Origin of the sequence: Cryobacterium sp. RTC2.1, assembly GCF_035018685.1 — a bacterium.
Taxonomy (GTDB): Bacteria; Actinomycetota; Actinomycetes; order Actinomycetales; family Microbacteriaceae; genus Cryobacterium; species Cryobacterium glucosi.
In genome coordinates this window covers 1-14,493 of the sequence record NZ_JASJXJ010000100.1, presented here as the reverse complement: position 1 = coordinate 14,493, position 14,493 = coordinate 1, and the positions used below count along the sequence as shown (strand labels likewise).

16 protein-coding genes are annotated in these 14,493 nt (G+C 69.9%); 11 read left to right on the top strand and 5 right to left on the bottom strand.

The window, feature by feature from the left end; all coding sequences use genetic code 11:
* Both QN357_RS12770 and QN357_RS12765 read left to right on the top strand, forming a co-directional pair.
* Window positions 1-1,021, top strand: a 1,021-nt coding sequence (locus QN357_RS12770) for a thiolase domain-containing protein (protein ID WP_323504964.1), incomplete at its 5' end; no start/stop codon positions are given.
* Window positions 1,022-1,087: 66 nt separating this feature from the next.
* On the top strand, window positions 1,088-1,885 hold the full coding sequence (locus tag QN357_RS12765) for a hypothetical protein (RefSeq protein WP_134449336.1): 798 nt from the start codon (window positions 1,088-1,090) through the stop codon (window positions 1,883-1,885).
* A gap of 79 nt (window positions 1,886-1,964) precedes the next feature.
* On the opposite strand, the gene QN357_RS12760 is transcribed toward QN357_RS12765, so the two are convergent.
* The gene (locus QN357_RS12760; protein ID WP_255453709.1) at window positions 1,965-2,087 is read right to left on the bottom strand and encodes a hypothetical protein; all 123 of its coding nucleotides are present in this window, start codon (window positions 2,085-2,087) and stop codon (window positions 1,965-1,967) included.
* Between the two features lie 150 nt (window positions 2,088-2,237).
* On the opposite strand from QN357_RS12760, the gene QN357_RS12755 reads away from it, so the two are divergent.
* On the top strand, window positions 2,238-2,480 hold the full coding sequence (locus tag QN357_RS12755) for a hypothetical protein (RefSeq protein ID WP_134449337.1): 243 nt from the start codon (window positions 2,238-2,240) through the stop codon (window positions 2,478-2,480).
* Between the two features lie 94 nt (window positions 2,481-2,574).
* Here the strand turns inward: QN357_RS12755 and QN357_RS12750 are convergent, their stop codons facing one another.
* Entirely contained in the window at window positions 2,575-3,921 is a 1,347-nt protein-coding gene (locus QN357_RS12750; protein WP_134449338.1) for a threonine/serine ThrE exporter family protein, read from the bottom strand.
* 67 nt (window positions 3,922-3,988) lie between these two features.
* Window positions 3,989-4,900, bottom strand: coding sequence for a DUF4349 domain-containing protein (locus tag QN357_RS12745; protein ID WP_323504963.1), 912 nt, complete (start codon window positions 4,898-4,900; stop codon window positions 3,989-3,991).
* A gap of 209 nt (window positions 4,901-5,109) precedes the next feature.
* On the opposite strand from QN357_RS12745, the gene QN357_RS12740 reads away from it, so the two are divergent.
* Genes QN357_RS12740 through QN357_RS12730 form a run of 3 tightly spaced genes read left to right on the top strand, consistent with a single transcriptional unit; the run spans window position 5,110 to window position 7,240 of the window.
* On the top strand, window positions 5,110-5,331 hold the full coding sequence (locus QN357_RS12740) for a hypothetical protein (protein WP_134449340.1): 222 nt from the start codon (window positions 5,110-5,112) through the stop codon (window positions 5,329-5,331).
* A gap of 21 nt (window positions 5,332-5,352) precedes the next feature.
* A complete protein-coding gene (locus QN357_RS12735) occupies window positions 5,353-6,219 on the top strand; it encodes an alpha/beta fold hydrolase (RefSeq protein WP_241975490.1) in 867 nt (288 codons plus the stop codon).
* 34 nt (window positions 6,220-6,253) lie between these two features.
* Complete coding sequence (locus QN357_RS12730) at window positions 6,254-7,240, top strand: aldo/keto reductase (RefSeq protein WP_323504962.1); 987 nt, start codon at window positions 6,254-6,256, stop codon at window positions 7,238-7,240.
* A gap of 34 nt (window positions 7,241-7,274) precedes the next feature.
* On the opposite strand, the gene QN357_RS12725 is transcribed toward QN357_RS12730, so the two are convergent.
* Window positions 7,275-8,099, bottom strand: coding sequence for an aldo/keto reductase (locus QN357_RS12725; protein WP_322135268.1), 825 nt, complete (start codon window positions 8,097-8,099; stop codon window positions 7,275-7,277).
* A gap of 251 nt (window positions 8,100-8,350) precedes the next feature.
* Between QN357_RS12725 and QN357_RS12720 the strand changes: the two genes are divergently transcribed.
* From QN357_RS12720 to QN357_RS12705, 4 genes are all read left to right on the top strand, one after another.
* Entirely contained in the window at window positions 8,351-9,391 is a 1,041-nt protein-coding gene (locus tag QN357_RS12720) for an NAD(P)-dependent alcohol dehydrogenase (protein ID WP_323504961.1), read from the top strand.
* A gap of 37 nt (window positions 9,392-9,428) precedes the next feature.
* On the top strand, window positions 9,429-10,007 hold the full coding sequence (locus QN357_RS12715) for a hypothetical protein (protein ID WP_174774654.1): 579 nt from the start codon (window positions 9,429-9,431) through the stop codon (window positions 10,005-10,007).
* Complete coding sequence (locus tag QN357_RS12710; protein ID WP_323504960.1) at window positions 10,004-11,569, top strand: GMC family oxidoreductase; 1,566 nt, start codon at window positions 10,004-10,006, stop codon at window positions 11,567-11,569. The genes QN357_RS12715 and QN357_RS12710 overlap by 4 nt, the downstream gene beginning before the upstream one ends.
* Window positions 11,570-11,653: 84 nt before the next feature.
* Window positions 11,654-12,199: a YbhB/YbcL family Raf kinase inhibitor-like protein gene (locus tag QN357_RS12705; protein WP_241975489.1), complete on the top strand. Its 546-nt coding sequence runs from the start codon at window positions 11,654-11,656 to the stop codon at window positions 12,197-12,199.
* An 18-nt stretch (window positions 12,200-12,217) separates the two neighbouring features.
* On the opposite strand, the gene QN357_RS12700 is transcribed toward QN357_RS12705, so the two are convergent.
* The gene (locus QN357_RS12700; RefSeq protein ID WP_134560538.1) at window positions 12,218-13,087 is read right to left on the bottom strand and encodes an IclR family transcriptional regulator; all 870 of its coding nucleotides are present in this window, start codon (window positions 13,085-13,087) and stop codon (window positions 12,218-12,220) included.
* Window positions 13,088-13,255: 168 nt separating this feature from the next.
* Here QN357_RS12700 and QN357_RS12695 point away from each other — a divergent pair, with 168 nt between their 5' ends.
* On the top strand, window positions 13,256-14,419 hold the full coding sequence (locus QN357_RS12695; protein WP_134449346.1) for a glycerol dehydrogenase: 1,164 nt from the start codon (window positions 13,256-13,258) through the stop codon (window positions 14,417-14,419).
* The last annotated feature ends 74 nt before the right edge of the window (window positions 14,420-14,493 follow it).

Here is a 14,493-nt window from a genome sequence, read left to right as displayed (position 1 = left end):
GTTCAACTCCGGGCTCGTTCCGCTCGCCTTCGCGTCCTCGCTCGCGTTGCAGACCGACCCGGCGCTCGCGTACGTTCCGGCCACCCGGGTCGAGAACGCCTGCGCCTCCGGCTCGGCCGCGTTCCAGCAGGGCGTCAAGTCCCTGCTTGCCGGCACCGCCCGCACCGTGCTCGTGATCGGGGCGGAGAAAATGACGGATGCCTCATCCGAGCGGGTGGGATCCGCGCTGCTCGGCGCCGACTACGACCTGGCCGGCCAGCCGTCGACATCCGGTTTCGCCGGCCTCTTCGCCGTCGTCGCCGAGGCATACGCAGACCGCTACGGCGACGTCGGCGACGTGCTCGGCTCCATCGCCGCCAAGAACCACCGCAATGGCGTCGACAACCCCTTCGCCCAGCTGCGCAAGGACCTCGGCGAGGACTTCTGCCGCACCGTCTCCGAGAAGAATCCGATCGTGGCCGGGCCGCTCCGGCGCACCGACTGCTCCCCGGTCTCCGACGGGGCCGCCGCGATCGTACTCACGGCAGGGGCGCCCCGCCGCTCCGGAGCCGCGACCGATCCCGTGCGGCTCACCGGCTTCGGTCAGGCCAACGACTTCCTGCCCGCCGCCCGCCGCGACCCCACCGCCTTCGCGGCGACCCGGATCTCGTTCGAACGCGCCCTGCGGATGGCGGGGGTGGGCCTGGACGAGCTCGACTTCGCCGAGGTGCACGACTGCTTCACGATCGCCGAGCTGATCATGTACGAGGCGATGGGGCTCACCCCGCCCGGCGAGGGCCGCCGGGCCGTCGAGGAGGGCTGGGTGTACCGCGGCGGCAGGCTCCCGGTCAACATCTCCGGCGGACTCAAGGCGAAGGGCCACCCGGTCGGGGCGACCGGAGTGTCGCAGCACGTCGTCTCCGCGATGCAGCTCACCGGCACCGCCGGCGACATGCAGCTCGATGCCCCGCGCCGGGCGCTCGTGCAGAACATGGGTGGAGTCGGCGTCGCGAACTACGTGAGCGTGCTCGAGGCCGTCTGACGCGGCATCCGCAGCACCGGTGTCGGGGGTGCCCGGTAGCCTCGGCCACGAACGAGGGTGCGGGGCATGAGCGGCACGGACATCCCGGCAGGAGGCGGCGGCACAGCGAGCGGCGGCACTGCGGTGCGGTTCCGCTGCGGCCACGGCGCCCCGGCAGCGGATGCGCGCATCACCCTGAACAGGGACTGCCCGCTCTGCGTGCTCCTGCGTGAGACCCGGCGCACCAGGGCCCAGCTGGTCGGCACGGTCGCGGCGGGCGCGCGCGGCGCCCTCGCGCAGGAGACCCGCATCGGCGCCGTCTACGACTGGATCTGCACCCGCGGCCACTCCCGGTACACCGCGACGGTCCGCGAAGCCCTCACCGGCCCCGGGTGCCCCCGGTGCCAGGCCAATGCCGCCGCCCCGGCCGCCCGGTTCGAGGGCGGCGTGCCGTTCATGAAGCCCGGCCTGCGGCTCGGCACCTCCGCGACCGAGCAACGGCTGCGGGTGGCGCTCGGGGAGCGCATCCGCCTGCCGCACCGAGTGAATGCCGTACGCATCAGCCGCACCTTCTACGGCAAGCCCGAGGTCTGGCCGGACATCATCATTCCGGCGCTCCGGATCGCGATCGAATACGACGACCCTGGGCGCGACGGCCTGGCGCATCGCGGCCTCAAGGAGGCCTCAGACCGGGAGAAGGACGCGGCCCTGAACGAGGTCGGCTGGGAGGTGATCCGGGTGCGGGCCGGCGGCCTCACGGAATTGGGCCGCCACAGCATCGTCTGCCGGGCGGTGACGACGGCGGTCGTCGACCGGATCCTGGAGCTCCTCGTCGAGATCCGGGGTTCCGAGGCCGTCTCCGGCATTCGGCGGGACCTGGCCTAACGGAAGAAGGGTGCCGCCCCGCCGAAGCGGGACAGCACCCTGTCTGCAGTGGAACTGCGTGAAACTAATCGGGCGGAGGCTACGCCTTCCGTGCCTTCTCGGCCGTCTCGTTGGACTTGGCGTGCTTGTCGGCACGCTTCTCCTTGAGAGATTTTCCGGCGACCTTCTTGGTCGCGTCCTTCTTGGGTGATTTGTCAGCCATGTGCACTCCTTCGACCCGAGCCCCAGCGGCATCGTCTTCCTCGACCCTACGCGGAATCGCTGGGAACGGCATCCGCTCGGCCCGGCCCTTGTGCCCGGGCGCGCCGGTCGTAGGCTGTGTGCGACCAGCCACCTGAGGGATTGAGGGAATATGAGCGAGAACGACACGTACCGGGCGATCTTCTACGGCGCCAACCCGATCGCCGCGGGAACCGAACGAGTACTGGAATACGTCAACGGCAGATACGCCCAGGAGGTCACCCTCGAAGTCGAGGAGGACGGGCAGATCGTGCGGCGCGTCTTCAAGCTCGGGCACGTCACCGAGGAACCGATCTCGTACCGCTACGTCGAGGACCTCCACGACGAAACCGGAGAGGCCGACGTCCCGAACTGACCCCGGGCTGCCGGACGGACAGGACGTGTTCCGTTCCGGTCGAGAGTGACGCGCGGAACGGGCACTCTCGACCGGAACGGTGCACGTGGCGTGGCTAGATGCGCTTGCCCGGGCTGCGGCTGAGCCGCACCGGAAGCGCCATCAGCGGACCGACGAAGCGGCGCTGCAGCCTGCGTGCCGGGCCCCAGACGAACTGCACGAGGTACTGGGCGAGGATCGCCCCCGCCGCCAGCGCCACGGCGACCGCACCGGCGGTCAGCATGCTGAGCACGCCGTCGATGTTGCCGTCGGAGAGCTGCAGCAGGCCGCTGAACAGGGTCAGCCCGGGCACGAGCGGCACGAGTGCCGTCACGACGATCACGAGCGGCGGCGTGCGCACGACCCGTGACGTGAGCGCGGCGGCGAGCCCCACTCCGACGGCCGCGGCCGCCGACGACCAGACCAGCCCGAAGCCCGCGCTCGTGCCACCCAGGTACAGGATTTCGGCGAGCGCCCCGAGCAGGCACACGACCCAGTACGCGCGCCACGGCACCTGCACCGCGAGCGCGAAGCCCACGACGATGACGACGGATGCCGCGAGGAGCGCGGCCACGTCGGCGAACGTCAACGCGACGTTGCCGTTCACCCGCAGCACCAGGCCGAACCGGGCGAGGAGGAGCGACGCCCCGGCGACGCCGGTCACCAGGCCGCCGGTGATGAGGAGCGCCTCCATCATGCGGGCGGTTCCGGTGAGGTAGAAGCCGGACAGGGTGTCGTGGACCGCGCCGAAGGTCGTGACCCCGGCGAGGAGCATGATGATCGTCGCGATCACGACGAGGGAGGGATTCGCGGACGGGTCGACGAGCGCGACGACAGCTGCCGTCATCGGGCCGATGGCCCCGCCGACGACGTTCTGGTAGAAGACCGGCACCTGTCGCCGGTCGAGCGCCGTCGTGATCAGGTCGATGAAGAAGGTCGCGATGAACGCGGCGACGAGCACGGTGAGCCCGCCACCGATCAGTACGGCGGCGCCGGCGCCGACGAGGCTCCAGCCGAGCCGACGCCAGAGCGCGGTGACCTGGGGGCGGGCGCTCACGATGGTCGCGAGGGCCTTGCGCGCGTCGGCGACATCGATGGGATTCTCGATGAGTTCGGCGATCAGCTCACTCGTGGCGGTGAGCTTCCCGTAGTTGAGCGAGCGGTACTTGACGTTGCGGCTGCGCGTGATCGACTCGTGCGTGCCCGGGTCTTCGTGGGTGAGGGCGATGATCGTGTGCGTCACGTTCGCCTCGGTACCCTTGAGCCCGTACGCGCGGGTGATCGCTTCCATCGCGGCGGTGGCATCCTCGGCGCCGGCACCGGCGGCGAAGATGACCTCGGCGAGGCGCATGGTCAGGTCGAGGACCGCGCGGGTGTAGCCCGCGTTGTCGAAGACCCCGATGCTGACGGTGGCGTCAGACATCCGTTCGACGGACCTTTGTGGGGCCCGGCGGGGAGCGGTGGGGGGTGGAGTGGGTCACCCCCCAAGCCTAAGCAGCCTTTCCCTTGCGCCGGGACATCCGCACGATGAGGATCACGATGAGCGCGGTCGCGCCGAGGAGTGCGATCCACGGCAGCGCGTAGCCGATGCCGACGAGCGCGGCGCCGAGGGCGCCGACCATGGCCGCCCAGCCGGCCCCGATCGCGGTCCAGAAGTCGCCGGGGGCGCCGGGTGCGACGGTGCCCGTTGAGTAGAGGGAGAGGGTGATCGTCGAGAAGTCGACCTGATCGGACAGGAAATTGCGCTGCGACTGCAGGCTTTCGAGGTCCGCCTGCCTCTGGGAGAGCGTGCCCTCGATCGCGATCAGGTCTGTCGTCGTCGTCGCCTGCTGCATCAGTGAGAGCAGCCGGTCGACGGAGGTCTTCAGGGCGGTGATGCGGGCGTCGAGGTCCTGGGTCTGCTGGGTGATGTCCGAGGCGTTGAGCGACACGTAGTTGAGGGTACCGAGCTTCTTCAGGTCGGTCACCGTGCGGTCGAGGGCGGCGGCCGGGATGCGCAGGGTGAGGGTTGCGCTGGCCGGCTGGTTGTCGGTCGCGGGGTTCTCGGTGCGGCTGTCGATGCGGCCGCCGGCCTGTTCGGTGATCGTCACGGCGTCCTGCGTCGCCTTGATCGGGTCTTTTGCCGTGACCGACATCGATCCCGTCATGATCACGTCGCGTTGGCCCGACGCGACTTCGCTCGTGCTGCCGGCGACGGTGCCCGAGGTGGCGCTCCGGGCGGCGTCTCCGGCTTGCGGGGCCCCGAGGATCCCGGAATCCTTGGTCGTTCCGTCGCCCGTTGCGGCGCCGGTTCCGGGGTTCGTCACGGAGGAGCCGGCATCGTTCGACGAGCCGGAGGCGGAGCATCCGGCCAGCAGGAGCACGGCGGCGAGGAGCGCTGCGGCGGCGGGAAAACGTTTCATGGGGCAACTGTATGGCGCGCCCTGAGGCCACTGTCTGGACGCCGTCTGGGAGTCGAATCACAATCCCGTCTCGGTGCGGGCGCAGTTGTTAGGGTCGATTCATCGGCCAGGCAACGCCGGCCGAGTGCCACGGGACACACGTTCCACGAGACGCGCTCTCCCTGACACGCACGCTCCATGAGACACATTCGACACACGACGGAGGAAACATGGGATTCGCAGAGAACGCCAAGGACGCCCTCGACGCGACCGGGCAGAAGATCAGCCGGACGTTCGAGGACACCAAGGACCGGATCGAAGACAAGGTCGACGAGATCAAGGCGGATGCCGAGGTCAAGCGCGCGGAGGCCGGCGTCAAGCACGCCGAGGCCGAGCGCGACGCGACGAAGGCCACCAAGGAGTTCAAGGAAGGCCTGCGCGACGATACTTGAGTCATGGGATGGTGGGCGGCGATGAGGGATCGGTTCCGTCGACGCCGCCCGCCCCTCCTGCACATCGCGACCGATGAAGGCACGGGGCCGGTCGTCATCCTCGTGCACGGCATCGCCAGTTCGTCCGTGACATTCCGGGAACTGGTGCCGCTGCTCACCCCGCGGCACCGGGTCATCGCGGTCGACATCCTCGGTTTCGGCGAATCGCCGGCTCCTGAGGGCTGCGAGTACCGGCTCGAGGACCACGTCGAGGCGCTCGCAGCCACGATCCGCTCGCTCCGGCTGCGCGAGCCGTTCGTGCTCGTCGGCCATTCCCTCGGCAGCCTCATCGTCGCCCGGCTCGCGGCGTCGCAGCTGACCCGGTTCGATCGCCGCACCCGAATCTCGCGCGTTGTTCTCGTGGGCCCGCCCGTCTATCTCTCGCCGTCCGAGATCGGGGACCGCTGGGTGCGTGCCCGGGTCAATGTGTACCTGCGCGTTTATGCGTTCCTGCGGGAGAACAAGGATCGCACCATCACGAACGCGGCGATCATCTCGCGGATGCTGCCGAAGGGCATCTTCGAGATCACCGAACGCAACTGGACCCCCTTCGTGAAGTCCCTCGAGCACTGCATCGAATCGCAGACGCTCGTGAGCGACATCGCGATCCTACGCGTGCCCGTCGACGTCGTCTACGGCAGCCTCGACGCGTTCATCCAGTCGGGCAGCCTGACCGTGATCGAGCGGATGCGCCACGTCTCGATGCACCGCGTGGAGGCGAACGACCACCTGATCCGGCCGCGCCTGGCCCGGGAGCTGCTCGCAGTCATCGAGACTGCGACCGGGGTCGACGACCGACCGGTGGACCCGGAGGGGCCGCGCGCACCGGCATCCGCTGTCGCACGCTGACCAGGGCGGCCGGCCGGGTGATTAGGCTGGGGACATGGACACACGCACCCTGGGAAGAACCGACCGAACCGTCTCCGTGATCGGGCTCGGAACCTGGCAACTGGGAGCGGACTGGGGGGACGTCAGCGAGGCCGACGCGACCGCCGTTCTCGCAGCATCCGTCGACGCCGGCGTCACCTTCTTCGATACCGCGGACGTCTACGGCGACGGACGCAGCGAGCAGATCATCGGGCGCTACCTCGCCGGGGACGGTAAGGACGCCGGGATCACGGTCGCGACCAAGATGGGCCGCCGCGTCGACCAGCTCGCCGAGAACTACGTGCTCGCCAACTTCCGGGCCTGGACCGAACGCTCCCGCCGCAACCTCGGTGTCGACACCCTCGACCTCGTGCAGCTGCACTGCCCGCCGAGCGCGGTCGTCGAATCGGGCGAGGTCTACGACGCGCTCGACACCCTCGTCGCCGACGGCACGATCGCCGCGTACGGCTTCAGCGTCGAGACCTGCGACCAGGCCCTCGCGGCGATCTCCCGCCCGGCCACCGCGACGGTGCAGATCATCCTGAATGCGTTCCGGCTCAAGCCGCTCGACACCGTGCTTCCCGCGGCCCGCGCCGCCGGGGTCGGCATCATCGCCCGGGTGCCGCTCGCGAGCGGTCTGCTCACCGGCAAGTACACCCGCGCCACGACCTTCGCCGAGAACGACCACCGCAACTACAACCGCGACGGCAGCCACTTCGACGTCGGCGAGACCTTCTCGGGCGTCGACTACGAGACCGGGCTCACGGCGGCCGCCGAGTTCGCCGCGCTCGTTCCCGCCGGGCTCACGCCCGCACAGGCCGCGCTCGCCTGGGTCGCCCAGCAGGACGGCGTGAGCGCCGTCATCCCCGGCGCGCGCTCGATCGCGCAGGCGCAGGGCAACGCGGCGGCCGGGTCGGTTCCCCCGCTCAGCGCCGAGTTCCTCGCCGGCGTTCGCGACATCTACGACCGGCTCCTCCGCGCCCAGATCCACCCGCGCTGGTAGCACTCTCGCGGATGCTGGTGCGTGCGGGGTGCGATCAGCCGAGGTCGTCGGGGTCCCGGCCGGTGCGCTCGCCGGAGTCGAGGGTCGCGATCGCGGCGAGGTCGGCCGCGTCCAGGCTGAAGTCGAAGACGTCGAGATTTTCGCGGATGCGGGACGGTGTCACCGACTTCGGGATCACGATGTTCCCGAGGTCGAGGTGCCAGCGGATCACGACCTGCGCTGCTGACTTGCCGTAGCGGGCGCCGATGGCGTCGAGTGTCGGGTTGCCGATCGCCCTGCCGCGGGCGAGGGGTGACCAGTCTTCGGTGAGGATGCCGTGGGCGGCGTCGTAGGCACGGGCATCCGCTTGCTGCAGCCAGGGGTGCAGCTCGATCTGGTTGACCACGGGAACCACGTCGGTTTCGGCGAGAAGCCGGTCGAGGTGATGCGGGTGGAAGTTGGAGACGCCGATCGAGCGGGCCCGCCCGTCGGCGCGGATCGCCTCGAGGGCCCGCCAGGTGTCGACGTACTTGTCCTGGCGCGGGGCCGGCCAGTGGATCAGGTACAGGTCGACGTAGTCGAGCCCGAGCTTGCCGAGGCTCTCGTCGAAGGCACGCAGGGTGCTGTCGTAGCCGTGGTCCGCGTTCCACACCTTGGTCGTCACGAAGACGTCGCCGCGGGGGAGGCCGGCCCGGGCGATGCCCTGGCCGACGCCGGCCTCATTGGCGTAGAGCGCTGCGGTGTCGACGTGCCGGTACCCGGACTCGAGCGCGACCTGCACGGCGTCGGCCGCGTCGGCATCCGGAATCTTGTAGACCCCGAGCCCCAGCTGCGGGATGGAGTGGCCGTCGTGGAACTGCAGAACGGGTGAAGAGGTCATAGCTCCATTAAACCGGCCATGCGGCTTTCCGCGAAAGCGGGTGAATCGTCGGTTGGACACGGCCTGAACGACGATTCACCGCTTTCGCGGAAGGGGTGGCCCGGCGAGGTGCGCGCTTCTCACGTGGTGAGAGGCGCGCTTTCGAGTCGGCGGCCCAGCACCGAGAGTATGAGGATCTCGTGCCGACCCCTCGGGGGTGCGGCAGGCCGGGCAACGTCGCCCGGCGAGAACCCGGGATGCAGGAGGTCACGGTGAAGGCTGTCCGGATCCATTCCTATGGCGCACAGCCGACCCTCGACGACGTGCCGGAGCCCGAGATCCTCGGCCCGTGGGACGTGCTCGTCGACGTCGGCGCCGCCGGGCTCTGCCGTACCGACCTGCACATCATCGAAGGCCAGTGGGATCCGATCCAGCACCCGCACCTGCCCTATACCCTCGGCCACGAGAACGCCGGCTGGGTACGGGCGTGCGGCTCGGCCGTGCACAACGTCGCGGTCGGGGACACCGTCATCATGCATCCGCTCACCAGCTGCGGGCTCTGCCCCGCCTGCCGGGAGGGCCAGGACTCGCACTGCGAGAACGCCACCTTCCCCGGCATCAACGTCGACGGCGGCATGGCCGAGGTGCTGCGCACGAACGCGCGCGCCGTGGTGAAGCTCGACCCCGTGCTCCAGCCCCGGGACGTGGCCGCTCTGGCGGATGCCGGACTCACCGCGTACCACGCCGTGCGGAAGGCCGCCCCGGTGCTCTTCCCCGGCAGCCACGCCGTCGTGATCGGATCCGGCGGCCTCGGGCACATCGGCGTGCAGAGCCTCGCGGCGATCACGAGCGCGGAAATCACGGTCGTCGACCGCTCCGAAGCGGCGCTCGAGCTCGCCGGGCAGATCGGCGCCCACCACACCGTGCTCGCGACGAGCGACGCGGCGGTCGAGAAGGCCGTCGCCGAGATCACCGGTGGCGGCGCGCACATCGTCTTCGACTTCGTCGGCGAACGCGGCGCAGAACTGCTCGCCCCGAAGTTGCTCCGGAACCGTGGCTCGCACTACGTGATCGGCTACGGCGGTACGGTCAGCCTGCCGACGATCGAGATCATCTCCCGCGAGATCAATGTGATCGGCAACCTCGTCGGCACATACACCGACCTTGTCGAACTGATGACCCTCACCGCCCAGGGCAAGGTCACCCTGCACACCGCCGTCTACCCGCTCGAGGCCGCCAACGACGCGATCGCCGACCTCGAGAGCGGTCGCCTGGTCGGCCGCGGCATCCTCGTACCCGGTCACGCCGCCTGAGCCAGATCCACCCCGATCCATCCGAAGGAGACCAACAGTGACGTTCCTCGAAACCTCGGAAGCCCCGAGCGGCTTCCTCGACTCCCCGCAGGCGCGGGCCCTGCTCGTGCGCGTCATCCGGGTGGCATTCCCGCACGCGCAACTGCCGGACACCGCATACGAGAAGACCGCAGACGCCCTGATCGCGCTCGCCGAGAAGACGCCACGGCACTTCCTCGCCCTGTCGTCCGGCCTCGCGAGCCTCGACACCCTCCCGGCCGGAGCGTTCCTCGACCTCAATGCGATGGATGCCACGGCCCGCCTCCGCGCGATCGAACAGACCGAATTCTTCGGCTTCGTTCGTGCGAACACCGTGCTGACCCTCTACAACCTCCCGGAGGTCTGGCAAGCGCTCGGCTACGAGGGCGCATCCTTCGACAAGGGCGGCTATCTGCACCGCGGTTTCAACGACCTCGACTGGCTCCCCGAGCCGCGGATCGAGGAATACACCGGCGAATTGCGCTACGTCGAGATCGGCCCGCTCACCCGGCAGGTCGGTGCCGCGACCCCGGCGACCCCGGCTGCGGCATCCGCAGCCCCGGAATCCGCTTCGGGCAGGGACGAGGTGACGAAGTGAGCGCCATCGACCACGACGAGGAGGCCGTCGTCATCATCGGGTCCGGAGCGGGAGGCGGCACCCTCGCCTACGAGCTCACTGCCCGGGGCATCCCGGTCGTCGTGCTCGAGGCAGGGCCCCACATCACCAATGCGGAATACGTCAACGACGAGTGGGCGGCGTTCTCGCAGATGGCCTGGCTCGACCCGCGCACGACGAGTGGCTCCTGGCGCATCGCCCGTGACTTCCCGAACCTGCCGGCGTGGATCGTCAAGGCCGTCGGCGGAAGCACCACGCACTGGTCCGGCGCCACGCCGCGCTTCCTCGCCCACGAATTCCAGGCCCGCAGCACCTACGGCGATATCGACGGCGCGAACCTGCTCGACTGGCCGATCACCCTCGCCGAACTCGCGCCGTACTACGACCGCGCCGAGATCGCGATGGGCTCGACGCACCGGCACGGTCGCGCCGCCCTGCCCGCCAACAACAACTACAAGGTGTTCGCCAACGGTGCCGCCCGGGTCGGCTACAACTTCTACGCGACCGGTCCGTACGCGACGAACGCCGAGCCGTACGACGGGCGCCCGGCATCCGTGCAGGACGGCTTCAACTTCCAGGGCGACAAGTCCGGCGCGAAGTGGAGCACCCTCGTGCGCGAGATTCCCCGTGCGGAGGCGACCGGTCACCTCGACCTGCGGCCGCTCAGCCAGGCCGTGCAGATCACGCACGACCGGACCGGGCGCGCCGATGCCGTGCTGTACCTCGATGCCGCCGGCGGCATGCACCGGCAGCGGGCACGCATCGTCTGTGTCGCCGGGAATTCGATCGAGACGCCTCGACTGCTGCTGCTCAGCGCGAGCTCACTGTTCCCGGACGGACTCGCGAACTCCTCCGGCCAGGTCGGCCGCAACTACATGCGGCACACGACCGGCTCCGTCTACGCCCAGTTCCCCGACCCGGTGCACTCCTACCGCGGCGAGACCATGGCCGGGATCATCGCGGACGAGGCGCGCCACGACGAGCGCCGCGGCTTCGCGGGCGGCTATTACCTCGAGACCCTTTCGCTCGGGCCGGCGTTCCTCGCGGCCTTCGCGGACCCGGGTTCGTGGGGGCGCGACTTCACGTCGATCCTCGACGGCTACGCGCACACCGCGGGGCTCTGGATCGTCGGCGAGGACATGCCTCAGGAGACCAACCGGATCACCCTCAACGGTTCGGTCACGGATGCTGCCGGCCTGCCGGTCGCGAACGTGAACTTCGACGACCACCCGAACGACGTCGCCATGCGCGACCACGGCTACCGCCAGGCCGAACTGCTCTACGACGCGGTCGGGTCGATCTCGGCGCACCGCACCCCGCCGTATCCCTCGACGCACAACCTCGGCACAAGCCGGATGAGCGCACGACCGGAGGACGGCGTGGTGAACAAGTTCGGGCGTGCCCACGATGTGCCGAACCTGTTCGTGAGCGACGGGTCGGTCTTCACGACCGGCGCCGCGGCCAACCCGACGCTCACGATCGTGGCCCTCGCCATCCGGCAGGCCGACCATATCGCCGAACAGCTCGCCAACCGGTCCCTGTGACCGGGCTACCGGCTCCGGGATCCGGGACCCCTCCGGCACCCTGACACCGTCCCGAACCACGCCCGACAAGGAGATGACGCACCCATGACCCACGACCAGATGATGAGAACCCCGTACGACCAGATCGGCGACGTGCCGACCTTCACCCTCGAATCGAACGATGTCGAGAACGGCCGGGAACTCGACCCGCCCCAGCGCAGCGGGATCTTCGGCGCCGGCGGCAGCGACACGTCCCCGGAACTGCACTGGAGCGGTTTCCCGGCGGGAACCCGAAGCTTCGCGGTCACGATGTACGATCCGCTCGCCCCGACGGCGAGCGGATTCTGGCACTGGGCCGTCGCCGACATCCCCGTTTCGACGACGAGCCTGCCGACCGGTGCGGGGGAGGAGGACAGCACCCTGCTCCCGCCCGGCGCCTGGCAGCTGACCAACGACGCGAGCCTCCGCCGCTACCTCGGTGCGGCCCCGCCGGCCGGCCACGGGCGGCACAACTACTACATCGCCGTGCACGCCCTCGACGTCGACACGATCGGGATCCCCGAGACGTCGACGCCCGCGTTCCTCACCTTCAACCTCGGCGCGCACACCCTCGCGCGCGCCGTGATCACGCCCTGGTGGGAGGCCCGCTAACCGTCGCGGAGCGGATGCTCAGCGCCTGACGCTGCCGGAGCGGAAGTACCGCGAGAGTCCGGCAGCGGTCTCGCGCAGCATCCGCTCGTGGTCGCGTTCGCGGATCGCGATGGAGTCCGCGCGGGCCGAGATCGCCACGGAGCCGACGAGCAGGCCTGCGGAGTTGCGCACGCCGACCGCGGCGCACGTCATACCCGGCACGAATTCCTCGTGCTCCCAGGCGACGTGCGACCGGGAGATCGACTCGAGCTGGCGTTCGAGTTCCCCGCGATCCGTGATCGTCGCCGGGGTCAGCTGCGGCAGCCCATGAGCGTCGAGGTACTGGTCGCGCTGTTCGCCGGTCATGCCGCTCAACATGATCTTGCCGAAGGCGGTCGCGTGCGCGGCCTCGTGGAACCCGAAGCTCAACGGGGTGAGGCGCGGGGCTGCCGGGGAATCCACGATGTACGTGACGACGACATCGGCCCCCCGGTAGACGGCGAAGTACGCGGCCGCCTGGGCGTTGCGGTGCAGGCGGGCGATCTCGGTGCGCACCTCGGCGGGCACCCCGATCTGGCGATGCAGCGAGACGCCGAGCTGATGCAGCTTGTAGCCGAGTTCGAACTTGCGCTCCCGGCGGATGTGCACGAGGTAGTCGCTCTGCACGAGCGTCTGCATGAGCCGGTACACGGTCGGCAGCGGATAGCCGAGGCTCGCGGAGACCTCCTTCGCCGTGGCCCCGCCACGTTCGGCGACGATCTCGAGGATCGCGAGCGTCTTCAGGATCGAGGCGACCCCGCTCGGGGCGGGCGGTGCCGGCAGTGCCGTGACGTTGGACGTCAGTGGCGGCTGGGCGAGCGTCCGGGGCGACGGCGGCTGGGACAGGGGAAGAGCATCCGTGGTCTTCATGCGGCCATTGTCGGTCGGGCCCGGCCCGGGCACAATCGTCCGGCTCCTGAGAAGATCCCGGGTTCGGCGCGTGAGGCAGCTTCTCACATGGTGACAGGGCCCCTGACCGGGCCGGCACCGGCGAATTTAGGCTGGCGGCATCCGCATCGCTTGAAGAAGGAGATCGTCATGGCCGCCTCCAGCGCCATTCGCACCATCATCAGCCCCGGCCGCTACGTCCAGGGGAAAGGGGCGCTGTCCCGGCTCGGCGAATTCCTCGCGCCGCTCGGGAAGACCCCGCTCCTCGTCTCCGACGACGTCGTCTGGGGGATCCTCGGGCAGCGCGCCACGGACTCGCTGCGCGCCGCCCAGCTGCCCGTCACCCGGGAACGTTTCGGCGGCATCCCCACGGCCGCGGAGGTCACCCGCCTCGTCGGCGTGATCGACAGGACCGGCGCCGACGTCATCGTCGCCCTCGGCGGCGGCAGCACCATGGACGCCGTGAAGGCGGCCGGGTTCCTCGCCGGGATCCGCTGGGTCACGGTGCCCTCCGTCGCATCAACGGATGCCCCCACCTCGGCCCTCTCCGTGATCTACACCGCAGATGGCGCGTTCGAGGAGTACCGCTTCTTCCCGAAGAACCCTGACCTCGTGCTGATGGACACCCAGCTCGTTGCGGATGCCCCTGCCGCGTTCCTGGCGGCGGGCGTCGGCGATGCGCTCGCGACGTGGCTCGAGGCCCGGGCGACGAGGCAGGCGCACGCGAACACGATGGCCGGCGGCCTGCCGACCCTCGCGGGCACCGCGCTCGCCGAACTGTCCTGGGGCGTGATCTGGGACAACGCGCTCCCCGCCCTCGACGCCGTGCGCGACCACCAGGTCACCCCGGCCGTCGAGAAGCTCGTCGAGGCGAACACGCTGCTGTCGGGGCTCGGATTCGAGTCCGGCGGGCTCGCCGCGGCGCACGCGATCCACAACGGCCTGACCGCGGCGCACCAGACCCACGGGCTCGCGCACGGGCAGAAGGTCAACATCGGCTCGGTCACGCAGCTCGTGCTCGAGGGCGCCCCGACCCAGGAGATCCGCGACTTCATCGAGTTCACGACCCGGGTCGGGCTGCCGAACACGCTGACGGAGGTCGGCCTCAGCGTCGACGACGAGGATGACCTGCGCCGCGTCGCCGAGGCGGCGACGGTGCAGGGGGAGACCATCCACAACATGCCGTTCCCGATCACCCCCGACGAGCTGGTCAGCGCGCTTAAGTCGATCGAGCGGTTCTCCCGCACCGTGCGGAGCGAGGCGCACCTGCCCGCTCCCGTGCAGTACGTGGCCCACCAGGTCGACACGCACTAGCCGCAGGTCTCCGGCAGCGGATGCCGCGGCATCCGCTGCCCCGACCCGCGGCTTCGCGACGCCCGCGAGAGTAC